Source organism: Methanomassiliicoccales archaeon (genome assembly GCA_013415865.1).
Lineage (GTDB): Archaea > Thermoplasmatota > Thermoplasmata > Methanomassiliicoccales > UBA472 > MVRC01.
The window spans coordinates 1,494,769-1,518,768 of record CP058896.1; the positions used below are offsets into that span (position 1 = coordinate 1,494,769).

The 24,000-nt window shown below is 52.2% G+C and carries 24 protein-coding genes and 1 tRNA gene; 13 read left to right on the plus strand and 12 right to left on the minus strand.

What is annotated here, in order from left to right:
• Positions 1-37 precede the first annotated feature (37 nt).
• Complete coding sequence (aspS, locus tag HPY73_07560) at positions 38-1,864, plus strand: aspartate--tRNA ligase (GenBank protein ID QLH75304.1); 1,827 nt, start codon at positions 38-40, stop codon at positions 1,862-1,864.
• A gap of 14 nt (positions 1,865-1,878) precedes the next feature.
• Here aspS and gatB read toward each other — a convergent pair whose 3' ends face one another.
• Genes gatB through HPY73_07575 form a run of 3 tightly spaced genes read right to left on the minus strand, consistent with a single transcriptional unit; the run spans position 1,879 to position 4,813 of the window.
• On the minus strand, positions 1,879-3,228 hold the full coding sequence (gene gatB / locus HPY73_07565; protein ID QLH75305.1) for an Asp-tRNA(Asn)/Glu-tRNA(Gln) amidotransferase subunit GatB: 1,350 nt from the start codon (positions 3,226-3,228) through the stop codon (positions 1,879-1,881).
• Complete coding sequence (gene gatA / locus HPY73_07570; GenBank protein QLH75726.1) at positions 3,225-4,529, minus strand: Asp-tRNA(Asn)/Glu-tRNA(Gln) amidotransferase subunit GatA; 1,305 nt, start codon at positions 4,527-4,529, stop codon at positions 3,225-3,227. The genes gatB and gatA overlap by 4 nt, the downstream gene beginning before the upstream one ends.
• Before the next feature lie 11 nt (positions 4,530-4,540).
• Complete coding sequence (locus HPY73_07575; protein QLH75306.1) at positions 4,541-4,813, minus strand: Asp-tRNA(Asn)/Glu-tRNA(Gln) amidotransferase GatCAB subunit C; 273 nt, start codon at positions 4,811-4,813, stop codon at positions 4,541-4,543.
• 137 nt (positions 4,814-4,950) lie between these two features.
• Between HPY73_07575 and HPY73_07580 the strand changes: the two genes are divergently transcribed.
• The gene (locus HPY73_07580) at positions 4,951-5,445 is read left to right on the plus strand and encodes a tetratricopeptide repeat protein (GenBank protein QLH75307.1); all 495 of its coding nucleotides are present in this window, start codon (positions 4,951-4,953) and stop codon (positions 5,443-5,445) included.
• 3 nt (positions 5,446-5,448) lie between these two features.
• On the opposite strand, the gene HPY73_07585 is transcribed toward HPY73_07580, so the two are convergent.
• The 4 genes from HPY73_07585 to HPY73_07600 form a co-directional block, all read right to left on the minus strand.
• Positions 5,449-5,601 carry a hypothetical protein gene (locus HPY73_07585; GenBank protein ID QLH75308.1) on the minus strand — a complete coding sequence of 51 codons (153 nt, stop codon included), beginning with the start codon at positions 5,599-5,601 and terminating at the stop codon, positions 5,449-5,451.
• Positions 5,602-5,637: 36 nt separating this feature from the next.
• Positions 5,638-6,354, minus strand: coding sequence for a phosphoglycolate phosphatase (locus HPY73_07590; protein ID QLH75309.1), 717 nt, complete (start codon positions 6,352-6,354; stop codon positions 5,638-5,640).
• The gene (locus HPY73_07595) at positions 6,355-7,191 is read right to left on the minus strand and encodes a GTP cyclohydrolase I FolE2 (protein QLH75727.1); all 837 of its coding nucleotides are present in this window, start codon (positions 7,189-7,191) and stop codon (positions 6,355-6,357) included.
• A gap of 130 nt (positions 7,192-7,321) precedes the next feature.
• The gene (locus HPY73_07600; GenBank protein QLH75728.1) at positions 7,322-8,434 is read right to left on the minus strand and encodes a DUF362 domain-containing protein; all 1,113 of its coding nucleotides are present in this window, start codon (positions 8,432-8,434) and stop codon (positions 7,322-7,324) included.
• An 86-nt stretch (positions 8,435-8,520) separates the two neighbouring features.
• Between HPY73_07600 and HPY73_07605 the strand changes: the two genes are divergently transcribed.
• The 7 genes from HPY73_07605 (at position 8,521) to HPY73_07635 (ending at position 14,102) form a co-directional block, all read left to right on the plus strand.
• Complete coding sequence (locus tag HPY73_07605; GenBank protein ID QLH75310.1) at positions 8,521-9,165, plus strand: ribonuclease HII; 645 nt, start codon at positions 8,521-8,523, stop codon at positions 9,163-9,165.
• Between the two features lie 7 nt (positions 9,166-9,172).
• Positions 9,173-9,508: an SCP2 sterol-binding domain-containing protein gene (locus HPY73_07610; protein QLH75311.1), complete on the plus strand. Its 336-nt coding sequence runs from the start codon at positions 9,173-9,175 to the stop codon at positions 9,506-9,508.
• A gap of 480 nt (positions 9,509-9,988) precedes the next feature.
• Positions 9,989-10,066 (plus strand) — tRNA-Met (locus tag HPY73_07615).
• A gap of 68 nt (positions 10,067-10,134) precedes the next feature.
• Entirely contained in the window at positions 10,135-11,694 is a 1,560-nt protein-coding gene (locus HPY73_07620) for an FAD-dependent oxidoreductase (GenBank protein ID QLH75312.1), read from the plus strand.
• Entirely contained in the window at positions 11,691-12,818 is a 1,128-nt protein-coding gene (locus HPY73_07625; GenBank protein QLH75313.1) for an FAD-binding protein, read from the plus strand. Before HPY73_07620 ends, HPY73_07625 begins: the two co-directional genes overlap by 4 nt.
• Positions 12,815-13,843 carry a 4Fe-4S dicluster domain-containing protein gene (locus HPY73_07630; GenBank protein QLH75314.1) on the plus strand — a complete coding sequence of 343 codons (1,029 nt, stop codon included), beginning with the start codon at positions 12,815-12,817 and terminating at the stop codon, positions 13,841-13,843. The genes HPY73_07625 and HPY73_07630 overlap by 4 nt, the downstream gene beginning before the upstream one ends.
• A 46-nt stretch (positions 13,844-13,889) precedes the next feature.
• On the plus strand, positions 13,890-14,102 hold the full coding sequence (locus tag HPY73_07635) for a hypothetical protein (GenBank protein ID QLH75315.1): 213 nt from the start codon (positions 13,890-13,892) through the stop codon (positions 14,100-14,102).
• Between the two features lies 1 nt (position 14,103).
• Here the strand turns inward: HPY73_07635 and HPY73_07640 are convergent, their stop codons facing one another.
• The gene (locus tag HPY73_07640; GenBank protein QLH75316.1) at positions 14,104-14,790 is read right to left on the minus strand and encodes a hypothetical protein; all 687 of its coding nucleotides are present in this window, start codon (positions 14,788-14,790) and stop codon (positions 14,104-14,106) included.
• A 6-nt stretch (positions 14,791-14,796) separates the two neighbouring features.
• Positions 14,797-16,257 (minus strand): hypothetical protein, encoded by a 1,461-nt coding sequence (locus HPY73_07645; protein QLH75317.1) that lies wholly within the window; start codon positions 16,255-16,257, stop codon positions 14,797-14,799.
• A 166-nt stretch (positions 16,258-16,423) separates the two neighbouring features.
• Here HPY73_07645 and HPY73_07650 point away from each other — a divergent pair, with 166 nt between their 5' ends.
• Positions 16,424-17,614 (plus strand): NTP transferase domain-containing protein, encoded by a 1,191-nt coding sequence (locus HPY73_07650; GenBank protein QLH75318.1) that lies wholly within the window; start codon positions 16,424-16,426, stop codon positions 17,612-17,614.
• A gap of 1 nt (position 17,615) precedes the next feature.
• Positions 17,616-19,409, plus strand: coding sequence for a glutamine--fructose-6-phosphate transaminase (isomerizing) (gene glmS / locus HPY73_07655; protein ID QLH75319.1), 1,794 nt, complete (start codon positions 17,616-17,618; stop codon positions 19,407-19,409).
• A 5-nt stretch (positions 19,410-19,414) separates the two neighbouring features.
• Here glmS and cas4 read toward each other — a convergent pair whose 3' ends face one another.
• Positions 19,415-20,392 (minus strand): CRISPR-associated protein Cas4, encoded by a 978-nt coding sequence (gene cas4, locus HPY73_07660; GenBank protein QLH75320.1) that lies wholly within the window; start codon positions 20,390-20,392, stop codon positions 19,415-19,417.
• 50 nt (positions 20,393-20,442) lie between these two features.
• Entirely contained in the window at positions 20,443-21,228 is a 786-nt protein-coding gene (locus tag HPY73_07665; GenBank protein ID QLH75321.1) for a TPD domain-containing protein, read from the minus strand.
• 190 nt (positions 21,229-21,418) lie between these two features.
• Here HPY73_07665 and HPY73_07670 point away from each other — a divergent pair, with 190 nt between their 5' ends.
• Positions 21,419-22,030, plus strand: coding sequence for a hypothetical protein (locus tag HPY73_07670; protein QLH75322.1), 612 nt, complete (start codon positions 21,419-21,421; stop codon positions 22,028-22,030).
• An 18-nt stretch (positions 22,031-22,048) separates the two neighbouring features.
• Here the strand turns inward: HPY73_07670 and HPY73_07675 are convergent, their stop codons facing one another.
• Positions 22,049-22,282, minus strand: coding sequence for a DUF504 domain-containing protein (locus HPY73_07675; GenBank protein QLH75323.1), 234 nt, complete (start codon positions 22,280-22,282; stop codon positions 22,049-22,051).
• 63 nt (positions 22,283-22,345) lie between these two features.
• On the opposite strand from HPY73_07675, the gene ade reads away from it, so the two are divergent.
• Complete coding sequence (gene ade, locus HPY73_07680; protein QLH75324.1) at positions 22,346-23,980, plus strand: adenine deaminase; 1,635 nt, start codon at positions 22,346-22,348, stop codon at positions 23,978-23,980.
• Positions 23,981-24,000: the final 20 nt, after the last annotated feature.

Here is a 24,000-nt window from a genome sequence, read left to right on the forward strand (position 1 = left end):
TCGGCCCTACGAAACACAAAGCCCAGAGGCAATCGATATGATGAAGACACACGACTGCGGAGCCCTCAGGTCGAAGGACATAGGCCAGAGGGTAAGGCTTGCGGGCTGGGTACGCTTCTATCGGGACCATGGCGGGGTGCGTTTCTATGACCTTGCCGACACCTTCGGCTCCACCCAGGTGGTCTATGACCCTGAAGCATACCAGTCAAATGTCAACGTGGTTGGAATCGGTCAGCTTCTGAATAATATCGGGCGTGAGTATGTCCTAGCAGTAAAGGGCGTTGTCAGAGAAAGGGTCCCGGGGACAGAGGACGAGAGGAACCCGACAGGCAAGGTCGAGGTGCTCATCGACGAGGTCGAGATCCTCAACACTTCAAAAATAATCCCTTTCGAGATAGCGGAGCAGAAGAACTCACTTTTGCCAAGTGAGGACCTCCGACTGAAATATAGATATCTGGACCTAAGAAGGACAGAAATGGCCAACAACCTGAGGTTCAGGCATAGGCTATTGTCCTCTGCAAGACGCTTTCTGGACAGCAAAGGTTTCATCGAGGTGGAGACCCCGACCCTTACCCGAAGTTCTCAGGAAGGGGCGCGAGATTTCCTGGTCCCATCAAGGACCATGCCTGGAACATTTTATGCTCTTCCTCAATCTCCACAGCTCTATAAACAAATGCTGATGGTCGGAGGGGTCGAGAGGTATTACCAGATCGCAAGATGCTATAGGGATGAGGATTCTCGTGCTGATAGACAACCGGAGTTCACGCAGCTGGACATGGAGATGTCCTTTGTCGACATGGAAGATATTTTCCATACAATAGAGTCCCTTTACGCGTTCATTTGGAAGGAGATCTTTGATACCGATCTTAAGACACCGTTCCCAAGGATATCATTGGAAGAGGCCTTGAGCAAATATGGGACCGACGCACCGGACATCAGGTTCGGTCTGCACCTCGTTGATGTGACCGAAATAGCGAAATGTTCAAGCTATGACATATTCCAGAAGGTCCTTTCTAAATCAGGGTCCGCGGTAATCGGTATCAATCTGAAATCCTCTTTGGTGAAAGAGAAAACCTTGGATGCCAACGTGGGTCGAAAAGAGGTCGACAGGCTCATAGAATGGGCAAAGCAGCAGGGTATGGGCGGCCTGACCTGGATGAGGATGACGGATGAGGGCCTGAGCTCTAACATTGTCAAATATTTCTCGAAAGAGGTGTTGATGAGCCTCGAGGAGAAGATGGATGCTGAAAAGGGAGACCTTTTACTCTTCCTCGCCGGCCCTAGGCATCTAGCTCTGAAGGCAGGAGGCCAGCTCAGATTGAAGCTTGCACGCGACAATGGTCTTCTTGAAGGAAAAGGCCATCAGTTCGTATGGTTGGTGGACTGTCCCCTGTTCCAGTCAGACCCGGTCACAGGTAAGCTGACATCGTTCCACCACCCATTCGTGAGGCCGGTCTCCGGCGATATCGACATGGAGGGAGACCTTCTAAGTCAAAAGGGATGCTCATATGACCTGGTGCTCGATGGGAATGAGATCGGTTCGGGCTCTCTTCGTAACCATCGTCCTGAGGTCCAGAGAAGGATGTTCAGCGTCCTCGGGATGTCAGAGAAGAGGATGCAGGAGGAGTTCGATTTCTTCTTGGAGGCCTTGGAATATGGCGCGCCGCCTCATGGCGGTATCGGCATGGGCATCGACAGGCTCTGCGCGATATTGCTGGGCTGCGAGAGCATCCGCGACGTCATCGCGTTCCCGAAGAATAAAAAGTTCCAATCATTGGTAGACAGCTCGCCCACGAAGGTCGACCAGGCCAAGCTCGACGAGCTGCAGCTGATGTCATTGGTGGACGATGATGAGCAGAAATGATGATAGGTCAAGGATCAAACCCTTTTCGCCATCTCCTTATTGACGCATTCCACGATATCTTTGGACGAATACCTGCCTTTCGTCCCTTTCATGACGAACCCGATGACGGAGTTCACCGCCCTCGGGTTGCTCCGGTAGTCCTTTACCACCTCGGGATGCGCATCAAGGAACTCTTTGACCATCAATGCCATATCAGTTTCGCCAGAACACGTTTCCTCTTTTCCTGCGTTGGCTCCCGTCAGGGTCTGGATCCTCATCCTGGCCTCACTGTCGGTGATCCTTCCCTCTGCCTCGGCCCTTATGATCTCGATCAGACCTCTGCCATTATCAGCCTCCACCAATGGTGCAAGGGCAGACCAGTTCGAGCTGATCGGCCCAAGGGTCCAACTTATCGCCTTCTCCTTCGGGACGATGGTGCAGAGCAGTTCCAAGAGGTCGGCGAGCTCCCTCGAGGTGACCACGACCTGTCTGGCGGTCTGCATTGGTATGTCAAGAGCATTTGACAACCTCTCCGCCCTCATATTGGTGGTCTCTTTCAATCTCAACTCCCTGGCAATAGGTCCGATCACATATTCCCCCAGGTCCGGTTCGCCGATGTAGCCATAATCTTCCTCGAACTCCTTCTCTCTCGCAGGAAGGGTTATCTTCCGTTCTTCGTCATAACGTCTGGTCTCTCGGACCACGTGTTTTCCGGCCTCCAGGACCTTCGTCTGCCTCGTGGCCTCGTACCTCAACGCCCTCTCCAGGTTCTTGAGGCCTTGGACGTTCTTGACCTCCACCCTTTCTTCTCCCACCGATATGTTTGCATCGACCCTTACCGAGGTCTCATCTTGGACAGTGATGTCGATAAGATCTTTGAGCTCGGCCACAAGCCTGTCGATGAACTCCCGGGCCTGGGCGGGCCCATCGATGTCAGGTGCGGTCACGATCTCCACCAGCGGTATCCCGCTCCTGTTATAGTCGATGAGGCTGACCTCCTCTCCGGGACGTCCGACCCGCTTGATCCGGCCTGGGTCCTCTTCGATGTGAACACGCCAGATCCCTATCCGCCGGTCATCCAGCATATAATGACCGTCGGTGCCGACCGGGGATTCATATTGCGTTATCTGGAAATGTTTTGGTAGATCTGGATAGAAATAGGTCTTCCTTGAGAACCATATCTTCTCGTTGATCTTACAGTTAAGGAACTTGGCGATCATTATCCCAAGTTCCAGCGCTCTTCGATTGAGCACAGGCCGTGAACCAGGGAGCCCTAGGCATGTCGGGCACACGGAGGTGTTCGGCCCTTCTCCATTGGTAGGGCAGGAACAGAACAGCTTGGACCGTGTGGGCAGCTGCAGATGTATCTCCAGACCTATTTTCATGCCTTCACCTCTGGGGCCGCATAATCGAACCACGATTCCCACCTTTTGCCGAAGTGGATGAGCGCCCCCTCTTCCCAATGGGGCGCGACTGCCTGCATACCAATAGGTAGGCCCGATGCATAGCCACAAGGTATCGATAGATGGGGCAGTCCCGTCAGGTTCGGAGGTATCGTGAGAAAGTCAGCACTGTACATCTCCACAGGCCTCATCTTGGCTATCATGTCGAAACGAGGGGCGATGAAAGGCATCGTAGGGGACAGGACCAATGAATGCCCCTCGAAGATCATTTCATATTCTTTCATGACCGCCTGCCTGACGCTGAGCGCCTTCAGGTAGTACTTGTCCCTGAAACCGACCATCCTGCAGAAGGTACCAAGCAATATCCTTCTCTTCGCTTCATCCCCAAAGCTCTTTGACCGCGTTGTCGCAAAGTAATCGTTGAAATGCTGATGGTACTCCTTTTCTGAGACACCGAACCTCATTCCACAGTACCTTGCAAGGTTGGTAGAGGCTTCGGCCGTTGCCAAAACATAATATGCTGGCATCGAGAATCGTAGACTGGGCATGTCCACTTCCTCTACCTCATATCCCATATCCCTTAGGCCCAGGACCGACCGGTCGAAGGCCTCTTTGACCGTCCTGTCAAGACCGATGAGGCACTCCTTTGGGACGGCCAATGGACCCTTCCTGACCTTCGAGAGATCGAGCGATGGGGCACAGCAAGATGTAGGGTCTTTGGGATCACGGCCCGAGATGACAGGCAGCAGCCTCTCGATATCTATTATTGTCCTTGAGATGAGCCCCACCTTGTCCAGTGAGTTCCCGTAATCGATCAGCCCATATCGTGACACCCTTCCATAGGTGGGTGTCAGTCCTACAACCCCGCAGAAAGAAGCTGGACAAGATATCGATCCCCCGGTAGATACCCCAAGGGCAACATGCCCGGGGATTAGCGCGGCCGCACAGGCAGCCCCACCACTGGAACCGCCGCACGCACGTTCGATGTCAAACGGGTTCTTCGGAACCCCGAAACCGCTGTGGGTGCTAAAAGTGCCAAAACCGAACTCGTCCATGTTGGTCTTGCCTATCAGAACTCCTCCAGCCTCCCTCAATCTACGGACCGGCGTGGCGTCGAAGGGGGGCCTATATCCATCAAGAATCTTTGAACCGGCCCTTGCCTGGAAACCTTTGGCGCACAGGTTGTCCTTGGCGGAGAAGGTGAAGGGAGCATCTTGAGGAAGAACATCTGTAATTTCACTGAAAGCCTCATATCGCTGATTCAGCCGCTTGATCGCTCCAATATCAAGCGCGCTCACGAGAGCTTAGGCCCCCTTACGTAACCTTCATAGGTGTCCATCGGTCCCATGAGCTCTTCAGGGTCAATATCTATTGAAGCTTCATCCTCCCTGAGAACGTCCATGATGGGGACCGGGTTGAAGTCATAGCTTTCCGACGACGGGGCAGAGCTGAGGACCTCAAAGCTTGAAAGGATGTCCTCCAGGTCTTGTCCATATCTCAAGATCTCTTCCTCGCTGAGGCGGAGCCGGGCGAGCTTTGCCACCCTGACCACGGTTTCTCTGTCCATATGAATCTCCCTTGCTTCGGCACGTCACCAAATGCAGGAAGACTAACTGAATCTTTCGTTTGTGCGACACTTACCCTCGACCCCTTGAGTTCAAAATGTTTATGAACATCAAGCTGTTACTCAGCACAAGTGATCTGATGTCTGAGGAATTCGATAAGCTGATGAAGCAAGGGTTCCAGCTCATGAGCGAGGGAGAGTACCAATCGGCCCTTTCCAAGTTCGACAAGGCAATAAAGGTCGACCCAAAGAACGCTGAGGCTTACCTTGCCAAGGCAGACGCCGCGGTCCTTGTCCCGAAGGTCTCTCAAGAGGAGATAGAAGCGCTCTACAAGAAGGCCATCGAGCTACAGCCCGATAATCCCTTCATGTACCAGTCGTATGCAGCGTTCTGCATGGATGTGGGTAAGTTCAATGAGGCAGAAAGTGCTTATCTTAAAGCTGCGGAGGTCGACCCTGAGAACGCACCATATTATTACTCTGAGTTCGGGGTGGAGTATTATAAAAAGGCCCCGGTCGTGTACGAGCAGCACCTGGATGAAAAGACCAAGGAGATCATTGCAAGGAAGTCTTTGAAATATCTTCTTAAGTCCATAGGGCTCGATGAGGCCGCAGCCAAAAAGCTATTGCAATGATCTTCAGATCACATCGACGAAGGTCCCTTGGATGGTGGTCTGTCCTGGGACCTTCTGGGTCCGCACCGTGAGCATGCCCCCGACCGGGGGTCCATATGCTCCTTGCACGTAGGCTGGCCGCAGATCGAGCACATGGCAACGGCCATTTCTCCGCATATGCTGCAGGGGTCGGGCCTGAGCACTTTCATGTCATCAGCATTGGCGGCCCGGACATTTACATGTTATGATTCCTAGATAGCACAGCCCTTCAGCGACCCCTTGGGCATGCTTTGCCAGTGCCACATAGTCCGCGGCGGCCTTCGCTGCCGGAGAAGCGTTTCCCACAGCGATCCCGAACCCGCATTCCTTCAGCATCCTCACATCGTTGTCCGCATCACCGATGGCGACCACCTCCTCTAGGTCGATCCCTAACAATTCGCAGGCTTTTCTGATGCCGGACATCTTACTATGCCCCTTTTCCATGATGTGGATTGCAAATCCCGTTGCTTCTATTTCCACATCCCACCCTTCCAAGGCCCTTCGGACCGATTCAAGGTCGTTGGACCTTTTCAGACCTACCTCCGTCTCCCTCCAATTGTCAGTGAAGAGCCGCTCGGGAGCGGGGATAATTTTTTTCAGATGATCATATGCCCGTTCCGGAAGCTCTGACGAATGGATCTTGTAGATCTTCTCGTTATACGAAACAATGCCACCGTTCTCTGCGATGACAGGGCCGTTCAGCCCGATAAATGCAGACAATCCATAGGCCACAGGAAGGACGTTCCCCGAGGCCAACATGACACACAGACCTGATTCTTGCACCTCTCGCAACGTCTCGATGCCCAAGGTCTGGATCCTCTTCTGGGGGTCGGTTATCGTCCCATCGACGTCGCAGACCACCGCCTTATATCTTCTTGTCATCCAGATCATTCATTCCTGTTCTCTGAGCTCGCCCAGGGTGGTCACCCTCTCAGCAAAGGCGTTGTGTTTGTGGATAGACTCCTGGCTCTCGCTTCTCACGGTGACGATCGTAGAGTCAGGAAGGTCTTTGTATCTTTCAACGATCTTAGTAAGGTTTGACCTCACGACGTCCTCAACGAACTTTGGGTTCTCATGGGCCACGATTACAACCTGGGCCTCCTCAGCTCTTTTAAGTATCTCGAAGGTTGGTGAACTGAAAGACCTCTCAACTATGTCAATAAGGTCGTTCGCCTCCACAGAATAATCTCCGGGGACCTCCATGAGAATAGTGGTCACATTCCTCTGGTTATGCGTGATATTGGGGTGGAACTCCTCCCTGTCCCTCAGGTTGCCCTTCTGAAGGTCTCTGACCGTCTCCATGGCGCATGGACATGCGGTCATGCCGATCACCTCGACCCCTATCATCTTCTTGAGGCCGTTGCCCCGCTTGTCAACGGCCCTCGCAAGAAGCTTGTAGGACTCCATTGTCTTCCTTCCCGATGGAACTGTCCTTTCTAAAAAGTACTCGGCCATGACGTTCGCCTCAGAATACGTGGCGTACTCATGACGTTTCAGGAGGTCCATCGCGATGTTCGCTGCCAGGTCCTCCAGGCCATTGACAGGTTCTGACAGGCTCTGGTCGACAGCCTCTGATATGACCTCAAGGTTCCTTGACAGATGGGAGCCCTTTTGGCTTGAAGGAAGGTCGACGAACACATCGATCGTGCAGATCAAAGTAACTGTTTTTCCCCCCCGGCATACCTGTACAGGCTTCTTTACCCCCGTGACCCCCACCCGGGACAACATGAACCCGTTGGTCAGTCTCCTCCCCTGCACATCGCTCAAAGTAATATTATCACCGCTCCTTCATTCCAGGACCCTTTTTAAACAATGACCTTTCAACAAAAAAAATAGTTAAAGATCACGTTATTGGTAACTACTTGACCGTCACCAACCTATATTCTCTCTTCCCTAGGCCTAGCTCCTCTGCATATTCCAACTGGTGCTCCCAATTTATGTTCGTCAAGGCCTTCACCTTGTCCTCACCTCGTCCTCGCCCTTTTTCCAGGGCCGTGCCCTCTGGCCCTTGCTGAGCGTTCACGAGGTCGCATGCTGCCTGGTCTATCGCCACAATATCTTTTGACATCAATATGCCTATATCGGGCACAACGCTAACATCGTTCCAGGGCGCACAATCACAATAAGGGACCACATCCATAACGAAGGTGACGAACCCGAACTTCTCATGGCGCCCCCTCATTATCCCGTAGCAGTACTCGACAATCTTTTCCTGTAGGGCCATATTGTCGGAGGACCAATCCTTTGCTTCCATGGCCTGATGAAGACATATGACCACGCACTCACCGCAGCCAATGCAGGCACCCTTGTCGATATGCGCCTTCCCATCAATGATCTCGATGGCCTTACCTGGACACCGAGGGACACAATAGCCGCATCCCCTACATCGTCCCTTGTTCACCTCTGGCCCCATCCCACAATGCATCTCCAATTTCCCCGCCCTTGACCCGAACCCCATGCCAAGGTTCTTCATGGCCCCACCGAACCCCGTCGCGATGTGCCCTTTATAATGGCTGACACAGATCACCGAGTCGGCGTGCATGGCGGCCGCTCCAACCTTCACCGTCCTACACCTTTTGAGCCCGACCTCGACCTCGACCTCCTCCTTACCTTTAAGCCCATCCGCTATTATCACAGGTGCATTGACAGAAGGATAGACGAACCCATGCCTCGCGGCCGTCCATAGATGGTCGACCGCGTTGGACCTGGATCCTACATATAATGTATTGCTGTCCGTGAGGAATGGCCTTCCCCCAACAGCAACTACCAGGTCCACTATCTTTGATATGAACTGAGGTCTGAGGAATGCTGTGTTCCCCATCTCTCCAAAGTGGGTCTTTATGGCCACAAGGTCCCCTTTTGTGACGATCTCCCCGAACTTTGCCCTCTTGAACATTCGGGCCAACTTGTTCTGGACATTATCCCGCTCCATAAAGGCCCTTAGGTCTGTGAAGAATACATCAGACATCAATATCAGTACCATTATATGACCTATCAATTATCTTTCTTCCTCCCATGCGTCATCGATTTATAGGCACCATGGCCTTCTGACATCACGTGAGATGTGGATTGGACGAGGCGGGACGAGGGCCTGTCATCGGGCCGTTGGTCATCGCTGCGGTCATGGTCGATAATGAATCAGAACTAAGGAAAATGGGCGTCAAGGACTCAAAGAGGTTGATGCCATCTAAAAGGTCTGAGCTTGCAAAGAAGATCAAGGAGATCGCCGAGGTCAACGTCTGTATCATCGATGTCGCCGAGATAGATTCTCGCGGGGATGAGAGGTCGCTGAACGAGCTCGAGATAGAGAAGTTCGCCGAGCTGATTGTAAAGATGCGGCCCAAGGAGGTCTTCATAGATGCCTGCGACCCGGTTGAGGAGAACTTCCGACGGTCAATAATGGAAAGGCTTGACTATTCGCCTGACATGGTCTGTGAACATAAGGCGGACCAGACCTACCCGGTCGTTTCCGCGGCATCGATCGTTGCTAAAGTGACCAGGGATGAGCTTGTTAAAGAGATCGGGGCATCTTTAGGTTGCCAGGTAGGAAGTGGATATCCTGGAGATGATGTGACCATAGAATTCATAAAAAGTTGGATAAAGGAGAAGGGGGATTTACCGCCACATACCCGTAGGTCTTGGGAGACGTCTCGAAGGCTTCTGAGCGAGTCCAAGATCCGGAAGTTAACATATTGGGAGTAAGATCTGGATGTCATCATGTAAGCCGATATTCGAGGAGCTTGTCGCTCAGTTCGACAACAAGGTCGCCAAGGATGCGAACCTACAGAAGGAGCTCGAGTGCCTCACAAAGAAGGTGAACATCGATCTGGGCACAGAGAAATATTCTTTTATCCTTGATAATAAAAAGGTGACGAACTTCAGCGAATGCCTCCTTCCCTGCGCAGATATCGTCGTCATTTCAGACCCTCAGACGATCAAAGACCTATATAGTGGTAAAATGAAGATGATGAAGGCCTGGGCCTTGAAGAAGATATGTGTCAAGGGGTCTCTGGAGGATGTTCTGAGGCTCAGAAAATTCTTTTAGGTCTTCGATTTGGCCAGACCATCGACATCTGGCCGACCTCATGATCATCGATCTGACCCCTGCTGTTCAGAGTTCTCTAATACTCATCTAAACGAGCATAAGGGTCTTGCAGTCCCAGGTCATCAACAGATCGATGGCCGGGCCGACCTTGCTGACCGATAAGGTGCATGAAACCTTCAAGGTCATCAGCAGATCGACCAAGGACCGTATCGATCAGAAGGCCTACGAACGAACTTGGAAGTATGAGGGACGGACGATATGGTGTCGGATAAGAGCAAATGACGGTTCCAAGCCGGGACATATTTTTTTTAAACCAACGTGGTGTCCTGCCCCCTGATATGCGCTTCAACACTACTCAGAGGACCGAAATATACAATGTCAACCCTCGCTGGTATGGAAGGAGGTAGGTCTGAATGACCCTCCAATTCCTGACTGTCCAAGAATATAAATAACAAATCCCCATTAGCATATTTTCATCATAGCGGGGTAGGGTAGCCAGGACATCCCGTCGGGCTCATAACCCGGAGACCGGTCGTTCAAATCGACCCCCCGCTACCATCATATATTTTATCATCGCCTCCCATATCGAGGACCAGGGCCAGCTGTTCCATCTAAAAGGTGTTGCATTGCGCGTAGATGTTCTGATCATAGGCGGGGGGGCCACGGGCGTAGGGATTGCCAGGGACCTGTCCATGAGGGGGGTCGATGTCCTCCTTCTCGAGAAAAGCGATTTCGGTTCTGGTAGTTCAGGGGGGAACCATGGCCTTCTCCATAGCGGGGCAAGATATGTCATCAACGACCCCATTTCCGCAAAGGAATGTGCGGCGGAATCCAAGATATTGAAAAAGGTGGCATGGAACTGCATCGATGACACCGGCGGGCTCTTTGTCGGCCTGAAGGGGGACGATCCTGAGCACGGGTCAAGGTTTGAGGGCTCATGTAGGTCTTTAAGGATCAATGTTCATCACGTCGGCAAGGATGAGATATGGGAGCTCGAGCCCAACATCTCAAAAGATGCTGAGGAGGGCTATCTGGTCGAGGATGCGGCGATAGACCCTTTTCGATTGGTCCTCACGAATGTCGATGATGCTCGTAGAAACGGCGCGACGCTCAGGAACCATTGCGAGGTCATTGACGTCGAGACGACAGGGGAAGAGGTGAGGGCGGTCAGATTCCGCGATATGAGGAATGGGGATGTTGATGAGGTCTATCCTGAGATAGTGGTCAACGCGGCGGGCCCTCAGGCGGCGGCCGTCGCTAAAATGGCAGGCATCAACCTAGGTCTTACAAGGGATTTCGGGACATTGCTGGTGTATAACGGGAGGACCGTGCGCAGGGTGATAAACCGATTAAGACCCCCCTCGGACGGGGACATCATCGTCCCGAGCCATACCTCCATGGTGGCAGGTACCACATCGAGGAGGCTCAGGCCTTCTGAGAACGGTTGTCCGACCAGGGCCGATGTCGAGAAGATATCGAAGGAAGCATCAGCTCTGGTACCATCACTCGAAACCATGAGGGTCATCAGGGCATATGGGTCGTCCAGGCCTCTGATATCCTCTGAGGGGGGCAGAACGGCATCAAGGGGGTATAAGGTCATAGACCATGCCACGGATGGTGTGGAAGGCATGATCAGCATTATAGGGGGAAAGCTGACCACTTACAGGCTCATGGCCGAATCGGTCTCTGACCTGGTATGCCGAAAGCTTGGCGTCAGGGCGGATTGTAGGACGGCGACAGAGGTCATGGTGGAGAAAAGGGTCGGCTTGAACTTTCCTTCCACGAAGGCGGTCAAAGATAGCATCTCAAGGAGATATGGTAATGCACAGAACGCTCACCTCTGGATAGAAAGCAATGGCACAGGTATGGACCTGGCGTGCAGCTGTGAGGGTGTCCTGCAGACCGAGCTTGAACGTTTTTCGGCCTCAGGCGACATCTTGAACCTGACAGACCTGATGAGAAGGACAAGGGCGGGGATGGGCTATTGCCAAGGCACAGGATGCATGTGGCGGATGGTGGCGGCCTTATCCAAAGGAGACGATGTCCAAGAACTGGTCGAGGATTTCATAAGGGAAAGGAGAGCTGCCATGGAAAGCGTGCTTGAAGGTGACCAGTTGCGTCAAGAGATCTTCAGGTCGCACATTCTATGGAACTATCTCAGCGAGAAGGATGAGAGGGAGACATGATGAGAACGTCTCTCCCCCTCAATGTGGAAGTGGCGGTCATTGGCAACGGTGCCGCTGGACAGGCATGTGCGTGGAACCTTGCGAAGAAAGGGATGGATGTAGCGGTCATAGGTAGAGGGACCTCGGCCACGGAGATGTCAACCGGATGTGCGCTCTTCGGCGGAAATCTTAAGATGGGCAGCTTCCCTGAGTGGAGCCAGGCCTGTGATAGGGTCGAAGAGCTGGTGCTGGGGGAACTGCCATCGGTAGGGCTCGAGATGGAAGGTAGGGCCAGGAAGGAAAGCCTACTTATTACCGCTGAAGGTACCTTGATAAGAGAACACCTGGTCCAAAAGATCATATTCAATGGGAGAGCTGAAGCGATAGGTCGCCTCAAGGTCGGTGTTATCGGGCCCTCCACAGGGGGTCCCTTTGACATACGGTTGCTCACCAAGGCCCTATCGTCAAAAGGGATCTGCATACAGAAAATGGAGGTCTCCCCAAAAAAGCTGACACAGGACCCTTTGACGGCCCTCTCCGAGGCGGCCTCAGGTCTGAGCGCTGATGTGGTCTTCATCCCTCCGTTCCTCAAGTTGCACGAGATTGCTGAAGGGACCGTCAAGATGGAAAAGAGCACTGGTAGAAAATTCGCTGAGCCGGTCATCCCGCTCGGGGAGGCGGGAAAAAGGTTTTCAGACGCTCTTGGTCGTGTAGCGTCCAATAATGGCGTTAGGCAGCTATCGCATACATATGTGGACCGGATCGATCCAAACGGAAAGGACATCTGCCTCCGTTTATCATCGGGGCATACCGTGAGGAATTTGTATTGCAAGGCCGCGGTCATCTGCGGTGGTGGCATAGTTGGAGGCGGGCTTGGGGTGACCGGAAGGGACGTCATCGACCCTTTGGGCCTCATGGACATATATACCCCTGAAGGGGCAACGGGCGTGATCGAGAGGGCACTTGCCTCTGGCATCAGGACAGGTCAAGACCTTGCCGTCCATGTCAAGGGCGTCAAGATGAAGAACATGTTCGCCGCAGGCGCCTGCCTCCCTGGATGCAACGTAGTCATGGGAGCAGGGATCGGTACGGCGATGGCCTTAGGGGTCATCGCCTCCGAAAAGGCCGTGGAGGCGATAAGATGAGGGAGCTTGACCATTGTATCAAATGTAATAGCTGCATGAGAGCATGTCCAGTGGTCAGGAACGTAGGAGAAGGCGTTTTTCCAGGCCCAAGGTCTTTGGCAGTAGATGAAGCGAGACATGCCGCGACATCCTCATCAGAGGAGCTCTTGAAATGTTCGATGTGCCTCAGCTGCCGTGATGCATGCCCATCAATGATAGACCTTCCAAGGGCCATCTTAACATTGAGAGGATCCAACAAGGGCGAGCCCCTTCCTGGACATGCAAGGATGCTGGCCAACATAGATGCTTATGGATACTCAGTACGGCCAGATGCTAAAAATATTGTTTCATACCACAAGGGCAGTGAAAATGGCACATGCCTTTTCCCGGGCTGCATCGCCACTTGGCGGTTACCGGATATGGCCACATCGGCGATAGGGCTTCTCGGATGGTTCGGCAATGACATCTCCGTCCCAGAAGGGCTTTGCTGTTGTGGTTCCCCACTTGAAAAGATCGGTGACCGCGAGAGGCTCAAGAAGCTCCTTGAGAGGAACAAGGCAGTTCTCGAAGTCTATGAGAGCATAGTGACGATCTGTCCCGGCTGCACGGGACAGCTGAATGAGAAGTATGGCATCGAATCGCTACATATCGTGGAGTATATCTATGAAGTGGTGGGTCTGGACAAATTAAAGGGATCGATGGATGGAAAAGGGATGACAGTGGTGGTGCACATGCCATGTCATCTTGCGAGAGGTGTCGGGCGTCATGCGGAGGAATATCTTTATCAGATATTGTCCTCTGTTCCAAACCTCAGGATGACCGAGGACCCTTATGGCGACGAATGCTGTGGCGCCGGGGGCGGACTTCTCTCTGGGTTCCCTGAGATAGCTTCTACCTTGGCACTGAGAAGATCGGAGAAACTTGCAAGGAGCAAGGCCGATCTGGCCGTGACCGCATGTCCATTCTGTGTTCTTACCTTAGATGGAGCAGGCCGTATGAGGACCTTGGACCTGACTATTTTATTGAATAGCCTTATACATCGTTGAAAGTTTACGACAGGATAAAATACCATGAGCATGTCTTTCGGGACGAATGACCTCGAAGCCCCTATGTTTTTCATGTCTCCACAGGGAGAACCGTCCTGAGCTAGGAGTGAATGACCAGCTGATATATTGCAGGAAGAAGGACCTTGTTGTCAGACCGAAAATCGAATGCAATCTTTATTCTAGGGCAACTCAACAATCGATAAAGGAGCTCCATAAGGCCATTTATGGCGTGATCGAGGACGAGGGAGAAGAGATCTGAGCTAATGCTCCCACCTTAATTGGCTGCACTCCATCCCTGCGGCCCAATGTATCTCGAATGGTACCCATTGGTTCATTGAAGGCATGCCCCGCATATGTCTTATCCTCATCATCCTGTTCAGGTCATAATCGAACTTCAGCTCTATGACACCATCAACGAGCGCCATCAGGTGGTTGGTCGTTCTTTCATCATGTACGCCGTCATGAAGGGAGTAGATCACGGTCCCGAACTCGTCCCTTATCCGAGATGAGGATATCTGGAAGAACTTGAGGACAACATTTGCCTGATTATAGAGGAACAAGGTCGAGATGGCATAGATGAAGACCCTTACGGGCCGGCCATGCTCTTTGGCTATCGCCGCGATATTGAACATTATTCCCTCGATATCGCTGACCTGTTTAACCTTCCTTTTATCAAAATCAGTTGTGGCATCGGCGGTACCTAAAAGGCAGGAGTGATAGTCGATGATGAATAGATTCTTACCTAACGCCACATCTGTATCGATCCCAAAGACCTTCATCACTCCTAGAACATCGGACGGCAGAGCATCCAAAGAGACGAATATCACCCTTTCATCGTCCTCCAGATATTCCTTGACCAAACCTATGTTGAACTCGAGGAGGCCGATCCCTGGAGCCCCCATCAAAAGGACCGACGCCTTATCTGGAATGAAGTTACGGACCATCATGTCTCTTCACACCACCTGGGTCAGGACAACCTTGGTCTTATGGCCATCAGATTGGAATGTGACCGCATTGCATTCAGTGAACGGCCTAATGCCATACATGATGGTGGTCCCACCGATCTTATCTAGTTTCACATGAACATAGGCCATGTCCGCCAAACGATCCTTCGAAACGGTTGAAGATGATGCCACGCATAGACAGACCCCGTTGTTCTTCTTCATAGCACCCAGATGGTCCATGATCTGGTCTACGACCTTCTCACCGTATATGGACTCCAGCGTATCGAACCCCAGCACCGACAAGTACGGTTGCTCCCCATTGCTGAGCATATAGGACACACTCCTCCATTTAAGATCGGTCCCGGCGTTCGTACCCTCGACAGGCATGATATATGGGGCTGAGATCTCCACCTGAGAGGCGACCTCGGGAATTCTGACCTGTCTGTCGAAGATCTCTTTGGGGACAAGTTCCAACATCTGTGACCTGATCGACTCGGCACTGGACCTTCTCGAAGGGAACCAAAGGACACCTCTCCCAAGGGAGACAAAGTTGGCAACGAAGGACCTCTCCAATTGCTCGGCCACTCGGAGAGGTACATTGTGCCCGATCTCGATCAATATGATCGACCCCCTCTCGATGCCACCTCCGACCATCCGGTCTACATCGGCCATCCCAGTTGACATTTTCCCATCGGAGTCCTTGATCGGGGACCAGGGGCCGATAATGTTCGCCCTCTCCGTCATCTTTTCATCAAAGGTCAACATCTGGCCCCCCTTCAAGGTAAAGAGGTAACGAGGTCTCAGTATCTCACAGCCCCTGAGCTTCACGAGCTCGATCTCTCTGACCCTTCTTTTATCAAGTTCGGAAGCGCTTATGACGACCACACCATCTCCAAGATAGTCCAATAGTTGCTCAGGGCTCTCGAGGACGTAAAGGACGTTCTGACCATATCCTTCCACCAGATCCTTTTGCAGAGAGGCGATGAGCATTGCCTGGTCGAGCCCATATTTTTCAGCCATAGCGTCCACGCTGTCGATCACAAAGAGCATCCTTTTGATGCGGTCCGCCTCGACCAGCTGATATATGCATTCCAGGTCCGTCAATTGCCTGCCTATCGAGATGGACATCTCTTTGGTCTGGCCGGTCTGATAGTCAATATTGATGCCCTTTAGTTTGGCCAACCCAGACCTTTTCTTACCGCTCATCACATGTTCATCCCTTCTCACTGGGTCATAGATCAACCGTTCCTTTAACCAAGGGAACTGGGTCAACAAGGATCGGTCAGAGACCCTGGTGGACAGATAATAACCGACCGTCTCCCTGGAGAGGTCCTCTATGACCTGGAGCGCAAAGGTCGTCTTGCCAGTGCCAGCACCTCCCCTTACTATCAGAGAATGACCGCCAGGTGCATTGAAGAACCTGAATATCTCTGAGGGGATCCTCAAGCCAAGCGACGGTTCAACGGTCAAAACGGCACACCCTTAAATCACATACTTATGCAGACTATTAACAATCTTTTCATTTGCTTATCATTTTTTATAGCAGCTTAAGGACGTTGCTATGGAATCAAGGATGAGGGCCATGATGAAACCTTTAAATCAGCATTATTGAATCAAGCAAAGAGAGGTCGATCTAGTGCAGGCGGTCGTTCTGGCAGCAGGGGAAGGAACAAGGTTGAGACCGTTCACTCTAGCACGGCCAAAGGTGATGATACCGATCGGGAACAAGCCCATACTTGAATTTGTCGTCGAGGCATTGGTGGCGAACGGCATCAAGGACATCGTGATGGTTGTCGGATACAAGAAGGAAAGGATCATGTCGTTCTTCGGTGACGGCTCCAGGTTCGGTGCGCAGATCACCTATATAATTCAGGACAAGCAGCTGGGAACGGCCCACGCGATGACATATCTGAAAGATAAGATCAAAGGAAGGTTCCTGGTGCTGCCGGGGGACAACATCATAGACAAGGAGATGGTGGCGTCGCTCCTGGCACTGAAGGAAGGCAATAGCATCCTGGTCACCGAGAGCGACGAGCCCTCTAAGTATGGTGTTGTCAGCATCCAGGACGAAAGGATAAGGTCTTTGGAGGAGAAGCCTATAGATGGGGCAGGGAACATAATCAGCACCGGGCTCTATAATTTCGAACCATCAATGTTGGGGCTGATCGAGCAGGGCGTAAGGAATGGAAAGTATGGTATATCGGATGTGCTAAAGTCGTTATTGGGCCAAGTGGAGATAAAGGCCATCTTTGGAAACGGTCAGTGGGATGATGCCGTCTACCCTTGGGACCTTATCAGGCTCAATGAGATCGCGCTCGGCGGGAAAGGTCAGGCCGTTCAAGGGATAATCGAGCAAGGTGTAATCCTAAAGGGATCGGTGTCCATCGGTCGTGGAACGAGGATAAGGTCAGGCACCTACATCGAAGGGCCGGTGGTGATCGGTGAAGGATGTGATATCGGTCCTATGACGGCAATTTTCCCATCGACAAGCATCGGCGAGGGCGTCAACATCGGTCCGTTCACGTCATTGGCCAATAGCATAATTATGTCGAATGTGACCATCGGCTCACATGTGCACATTTCACAGAGCATCATCGATGATAATGTCAAGATCGGACCGAGCTTCTCGATATCGAGCGGACAGGCCACTGTCAAGGTCGAGGGAAAGTATCACACGGTAAAGAAGATCGGGATAATGGTGGGCGAGGAGACCGTGATCGGGTCCAGGGTGGTGGCCAGCTCCGGAACGGTCATAGGTTCCTTTTGCTCCATTGGAGACGGGACAACGGTCTCAGGGAACATTGAGAACAGGAGCATAGTGATCTGAGATGTGCGGTATAATCGGTTACACTGGTTATCGCCAGGCCACAGAAGTGCTCATGGAGTCGTTGAAAAGGCTCGAGTATAGGGGATATGATTCTGCTGGTATAGCCATCATGGCGCCCAATCTGACGATACACAAACAGAAGGGGGAGCTCGACAGGTTGAGGTCGAGCCTCCCAAAGCTGGAAGGGAATGTTGGGATAGGACATACCAGATGGGCGACCTGCGGAAGACCCTCGGACGAGAACGCCCATCCCTTTATCGATTGCACGGGCCGCATCTCCATAGTCCATAATGGGATCATTGAGAACTATATGCATCTGAAGGAGGGTCTGTTGAAGGAGGGCCATAGGTTCACCTCTCAAACGGATACGGAGGTGCTCGTCCATCTCGTAGAAAAATATTACAAGGATGACCTGATGGACGCGGTAAGGTCGGCATTGAACGAGATAAAAGGGACATATGCGATGGCGGCCGTGGTACAGGGGAGTGACCAGATAGTGGCCGCAAGGAAGGAGAACCCCCTTGTGGTCGGCGTCGGGGTCAACGAGAACTTCATCTCTTCCGACGTAACAGCCCTTCTCAATTACACAAACAAAGTAAAGTATGTGATGGAAGGTGAGATAGTCTCCCTGACCCCCAGGTCCATCGTCATCTGGGACGGGAATGGGGACGTGGTCGAGAGAGAGGTCCAGACGGTGAATTGGAACGCCGAGGATGCTCAAAAGGGAGGATTCCCACACTTCATGTTGAAGGAGATATTCGAGGAGCCTCAGGCCATACATAACTCACTGTTGGGCGCGTTGGACCTGATAGAGAATGGAGATATCCTTCCTAATGTCCAGTTCAATTCGGTCAAGATCATCGCATGCGGTTCATCATTCCATGCGGCCATGGTCGGCAAGTATGTGATGGAGGAGCTGGCAAAGATACCTGTCACCCTTGAGCTGGCCTCAGAATATCGATATTCCCCTGGTGCGAAAGAGTTCCCGCTTGTGATATTGATATCGCAGAGCGGTGAGACCGCCGACACGCTTGCCGCTGCCAGGGAGGCAAAGAGGAGAGGGTGCAGGACTTTGGGCATCACCAATGTTATCGGGTCGACCTTGACCAGAGAGGTCGATGAGGTCGTCTACACCCGTGCAGGGCCCGAGATAGGGATTGCAGCGACCAAGACCTTCATGACACAGCTCATAGCGCTCTATATCGTGGCCATCAGGATAGGATATGCAAAGAGGTCCCTGAGCCATGACGGCATGTGGAGCAATCTTAAAGAACTGAGGAAGATGCCTGGAGTGGTGCAGGCGGTCCTGGACAAGGACCCTGAGATCGAAAAGGCAAGCGAGATGATCGCTACAGCAAGAGACGTCTTCTTCATTGGAAGGAACATCAACTACCCAACCATGCTCGAGGGGGCACTGAAGCTCAAGGAAATATCATACATCCATGCCGAAGGATTTGCGGCCGGAGAGCTTAAGCATGGTCCCCTGGCATTATTGGACTCGAAGACACCAGTGATCGCGGTCGCGATGCAAAAGGACCACACATATGAAAAAATGCTGGCCAACATCTCAGAGGTAGCTGCAAGGGAGAGCCCAATATTGGCCATAGGATGCGAAGGGGACCGCGAGCTTGCGCAGATCTCTGACATATGCATCAACGTCCCCTGCGTCCATCCATTGTTCTCCCCGATACCCGTGACCGTCGTCCTTCAGTTGATAGCGTATCATGCAGCGAACAAGCGGGGCTGCTCGATCGACAAGCCGAAGAACCTAGCGAAGAGCGTCACAGTGGAGTGATCACTTTACAATCTCTCAGGGCAATCTTCACGTCTCGAGCACGAATTGCATTTTCCTGGACGATTATGGTTCCTGTGCGCCTCACCGGATGATGCGACCATCCTCATCTCATCAAGCTTTGAGACGACGATTTCTTTGAGCCCATCATCGAAATCTATCTCGACCTCGTGCTCCCCATATTTTAAAATCCCTCTGCTGACCTTTTTTCCTTGGTCTGTTAGAATGAGACAATATGCTGCCAATTGCACGATATGGGAGAACAACGGTCCTTTCGGCCTTCTACCGCTCTTCATCTCCACTGGGACCAGCTCTCCGTTCTCCTCGAGGATATAGTCGGGGCGACCGGTGAGCCCATATTTATCAGACCTAAGTAGCTCTGAACTGTCAGTCCCGATGTAACATACCGTAGCTGACAAATGGTTCTGCCCTTTCCTGATCTCAGATTCCCTTTTGGAGGAAAGGGACATATGAAGGGCCATACTGGTCCCGATAAGCCAAAGGAGGGACAGCACCATGCAGATCTGTGCTATCTCTGGGGGCACATTGAATATGATTATGAGATTGAGCACAATAAAAACGGACACGATGCTGACCAGTGCCAATGCCCTTTCCGTTCCGAACTTCTTTTCGACGTCCTCCCTCCCTGACCGATAAACGAGATAAAGGATCAGGCCGATCCAGAGCACAGAAGGAATGGAGCTCAGCCAGATCGTTTCTCTGGACATCTGCATGTTGAATATGAACAGACCGATCAATGCGAGTATCGTCGCGATCAATGAAAACCAAAGCACCATCCTTTCCCAGATCAACGCCTTTTTTTCGCTCTCTATGATCATCATGAGCTCGGTACTGAGGTCACTGTGCTTTTTATCCCCCTGGTGAAGCGTCTCAGAGCTCACCTCGCGGCCTCGGCTCAACCACCAGCTCAGCGGGCAATAGCAGAACCGCTCTAGCTCGCTCGCTGAGATGATCGGCGCGACCATGCGTATAAGAAAGACATTCCCCGATAATATGATTGGCGGTTGATGGCCCTTCAACATTGGTCAGCATAATTGCATGCATGGTCGGTCAAAGTACCATCGACAATGTTGACCCCATCAGGAAGCTGGACATCATCGATGTAACCAAACCAATAGACGACGAGCCCTCTCCCGAACATATCCAGATAAGGGGCCAACTGCTTCTTTAAATTCTTATTCACCTCGGTCCTGTCCCCGAATGTGGCCTTCGACTCGATCCAGTTGATCTTCCATCCATTAACGGTAATAGGCCTATCAAAGAGACAGTCAGGCGTCTTCGTGAACTCCCCTCTGAGGTCCTTTTCGGTCCTGAAGCTGATGTTATGCTCCTTTAACCAGGTCTGCAGCTTGTTCTCTCCCCAGGCGCCCCTTTTATATTGCTGCTCGGTCGCCCATGGTGAATAAACATAATCCGCTGCCGTGATCTCTATTATCTCCTTCTTTAGGCGGGCGTTCGGGATCATGTCTGGATCCCTTACATAGCTCCAGAACTCCTTGCGTCCCTTGCCCATCTCTTTGAACATCAAAAGGCCGGTCAGGATGGGCGAGAACTCGGCCTTTTCGGAGATCTGAAGGATCGACATTCCTCGATGCCAGTCCCTGAGCATGTCCTTGGCGTACCTCTCGACCCTATAATAGGCACGAGTTGTCTCTCTTACCGTCCGTTGTGTGTAGATGACATTCAGGAGCTCTCTGTCGAGGCCTGTACTCTCCGCAAGGATATCGATATCACACGGTCTCTTAAGTTGGTTGTAAAGATTTTTAAAATCCTCATATTTCATTATTTTCTCACTTTTCACATTGTTTGGCTATAGAGAGGGGGCATAATATTTCAACATATCGTACCCTGTATCATTCATCATGATGACTGGCCTTTCCCATGCACTTGGCCTTGACCGGGCCGAACATGGACATCTTTTTTATAGGGCGCGCCTATATCCCTTTTAAATCCCCAGTCAAGGGCTGGGGAGGATGGAGATGGGATAGGTTATGAAGTTCGATGATATTCCTTTCATGCCAAAGGAGGCCGGGGCACCATGGCTTCCGGCGAGCGTGGCTGATGCGAGAAAGTTCGCTTATTACGGGGTCGTCGCTGCATTGATCATACTTGTTGTTGAGATAGTGTTCCTGCTGTTCTCGCTTTTCGGGGGGCCAGGGCTTTTCCTCTATTCAGGGGCCTCAGGCTTCATCATCGGGATATTGATCGTCGTACTGTCCAAGCCCACCTTGTTCGACCCGCTCGACCAAGGCAAGTTCAAGGATGCCAACATCATGTTCCTGATATGGGGCATACTCGGACTTATTGTAATGATAGTGCCTGGAATACTCATCTTGATCGGTTTTGTAAGGCTGCAGGATGTCTTTTCGCCTCAATACCAGCAGTACAAACCCCAACAAGGCCAGGTTGCCAAGGAGCAACAAAATCAACCCGCACAGGAGCAGCAGCCTCCAGCCCCTCCTCAGCAAGAAATGCCCGCGGCCTCTGAGGAACAAACGGCCAAACAAGGGTCTCCGAAGGTAGAGATGGTGAAATGCAAGAAATGTGGGGTACAATATCCCGCTTTCATGCATCACTGTCCAAACTGTAACGAGCCTCGGTGAAAGGACCTGTGAAACATCTTACCCATCTTTTCCAAATAACAAATGACCCCTGAACCTGATCTTCACGATCCTATGATATGGGATGCTCGAGTCAAGTGTTTCAAAGAATGAGCGCCCCAGGGATATGATCTCCCCTCCGCTGACCGTTCTAACATCTCCAGGCGCTCCCCTATGGATATATGTGATCTCTGCTTCATTCAAGGCCCCGTATCTCCATTTGATCTCATTGAGGACCTCTCTCGGATAGACCATACATATTGATTGCGACCTTCACTTTCAAAAGCCTTTTTACTTGGTCGTGCGCTAGTTTCATTCATGGAACGATCGATTGAAGGGAATCTGGTGGACGTGGTCAACGGCAAGATATTCCCTGCCCGGGTCAGGTTCTCAGATGGAAAGGTCACTAAGATCGACACGTTGGATGAGGCACCAGGCGTCTATATCCTTCCCGGTTTCATAGATGCCCACATCCATATCGAATCATCACAGCTCTGCCCATCTAGGTTTGCGGAGGAGGCCGTCGCGCATGGCACCACGAGCGTGGTCTGCGACCCCCACGAGATCGCGAACGTCCTTGGCATGGAAGGGGTGATGTATATGGTCGAGGATGCGAAGGGCGTCCCCCTCAGGATATATTTCACCGCCCCTTCCTGCGTTCCTGCGACCAAGTTCGAGACGTCAGGGTCCAGGTTGGGCGTTGACGAGGTCGAGAAGCTATTGGCGATGAAGGAGTTCGTCGGTCTCGGGGAGGTCATGGACTATAAGGGCGTGTTGGCGAAGGAGCCTGAGCTCCTAGGGAAGATCAAGGCCGCAAAGTTTTTTTGGAAACAGGTCGACGGGCACTGTCCCGGCCTGACCGGAAGAGAACTGGTCGACTATATAGGTGCAGGCATAACCAGCGACCATGAATGTATCACATCGGACGAGGCCGAGGAGAAGTTCCATATGGGCATGTGGATAATGGCCAGGGAGGGAAGCGGCCATAAGAATCTCCGGGCCTTGCTTCCCTTCGTAAAATCCAACGAATGTTTCCTTGTGTCCGACGACCTTCAGGCGGTCGACCTGGCCGAGGGCCATTTGGATATGTTGTTGAGGAAAGCGGTCCTGATGGGGGTGGACCCCATGCATGCGATAAGGGCTGTGACGGCCTGGCCATCTTGGCATTATTTTCTCCCTTCTGGCGTTATCGGTCCAGGAAAGAACGCTGATATCGTTGTCGTCCAAGACCTTCGCCTCTTCAAGGTCTTGGAGGTCTATATCGGAGGCGAGCTCGTAGCGAGGGATGGAAAAGCCCTGTTCGAGGCGAGGCCAAGGAAGATGGACCGAAGGACCAGAGAGCTCAGCATCAGGCCAGAGGACCTTGCGATCAGATGCGAAGGAAGATGGGCGGAGGTCAGGGTCATCAAGGCCGAGAAGAACGAGATCGAATCCTCGGGGACCATAAGAAAGGTCCCGGTCATCGATGGGAGGATCAATGCCGACCTTGACCAGGACGTCCTTCATCTCGCCGTTGTCAATAGGTACATGGATGCACCACCAGCGTTGGGCTTCGTCACCGGATTTCGATTAAGGAGAGGAGCCGCCGCTTCGACCGTTTCGCACGATTCTCACAACATCATAGCGGTCGGAGCAGAACTGGGGAGCATGGCAAAGGCCATCAATATGGCATCAAGTTATGGGGGCTATCATGTCGTGGACGGAGACAAAGCAACCTCTCTCGTTCTGGACATCGCAGGCCTGATGTCGACAGCGCCCTGCTCCAAGGTCATCGAGGACGAACGAAGGACGATCGAGGCATTGAGAGAGATGGGATGCGACCTCCCTTCTCCCTTCGCCACCCTTTCGTTCCTGAGCCTGTTGGTGGTCCCGGAGCTCAAATTGAGCGACAAAGGACTGTTCGACACCCGGTCCCAAAGATTTGTCGATGTGGTCGTTAAGGTTGAAAAGTGAAAAGAAATATCATCGATCAA

Coding starts and splice junctions, on each gene's coding strand:
- HPY73_07640 (QLH75316.1), bottom strand. CDS start 14,790: ATGATGGTCCGTAACTTCATTCCAGATAAGGCGTCGGTCCTTTTGATG.
- ade (QLH75324.1), top strand. CDS start 22,346: ATGGAACGATCGATTGAAGGGAATCTGGTGGACGTGGTCAACGGCAAG.
- HPY73_07670 (QLH75322.1), top strand. CDS start 21,419: ATGAAGTTCGATGATATTCCTTTCATGCCAAAGGAGGCCGGGGCACCA.
- HPY73_07595 (QLH75727.1), bottom strand. CDS start 7,191: ATGTTGTCCCGGGTGGGGGTCACGGGGGTAAAGAAGCCTGTACAGGTA.
- cas4 (QLH75320.1), bottom strand. CDS start 20,392: ATGGTCGCGCCGATCATCTCAGCGAGCGAGCTAGAGCGGTTCTGCTAT.
- aspS (QLH75304.1), top strand. CDS start 38: ATGATGAAGACACACGACTGCGGAGCCCTCAGGTCGAAGGACATAGGC.
- HPY73_07635 (QLH75315.1), top strand. CDS start 13,890: ATGACCTCGAAGCCCCTATGTTTTTCATGTCTCCACAGGGAGAACCGT.
- HPY73_07625 (QLH75313.1), top strand. CDS start 11,691: ATGATGAGAACGTCTCTCCCCCTCAATGTGGAAGTGGCGGTCATTGGC.
- HPY73_07575 (QLH75306.1), bottom strand. CDS start 4,813: ATGGACAGAGAAACCGTGGTCAGGGTGGCAAAGCTCGCCCGGCTCCGC.
- HPY73_07580 (QLH75307.1), top strand. CDS start 4,951: ATGTCTGAGGAATTCGATAAGCTGATGAAGCAAGGGTTCCAGCTCATG.
- HPY73_07610 (QLH75311.1), top strand. CDS start 9,173: ATGTCATCATGTAAGCCGATATTCGAGGAGCTTGTCGCTCAGTTCGAC.
- gatB (QLH75305.1), bottom strand. CDS start 3,228: ATGAAAATAGGTCTGGAGATACATCTGCAGCTGCCCACACGGTCCAAG.
- glmS (QLH75319.1), top strand. CDS start 17,616: ATGTGCGGTATAATCGGTTACACTGGTTATCGCCAGGCCACAGAAGTG.
- HPY73_07585 (QLH75308.1), bottom strand. CDS start 5,601: ATGCGGAGAAATGGCCGTTGCCATGTGCTCGATCTGCGGCCAGCCTAC.
- HPY73_07630 (QLH75314.1), top strand. CDS start 12,815: ATGAGGGAGCTTGACCATTGTATCAAATGTAATAGCTGCATGAGAGCA.
- HPY73_07590 (QLH75309.1), bottom strand. CDS start 6,354: ATGATCTGGATGACAAGAAGATATAAGGCGGTGGTCTGCGACGTCGAT.
- HPY73_07675 (QLH75323.1), bottom strand. CDS start 22,282: ATGGTCTATCCGAGAGAGGTCCTCAATGAGATCAAATGGAGATACGGG.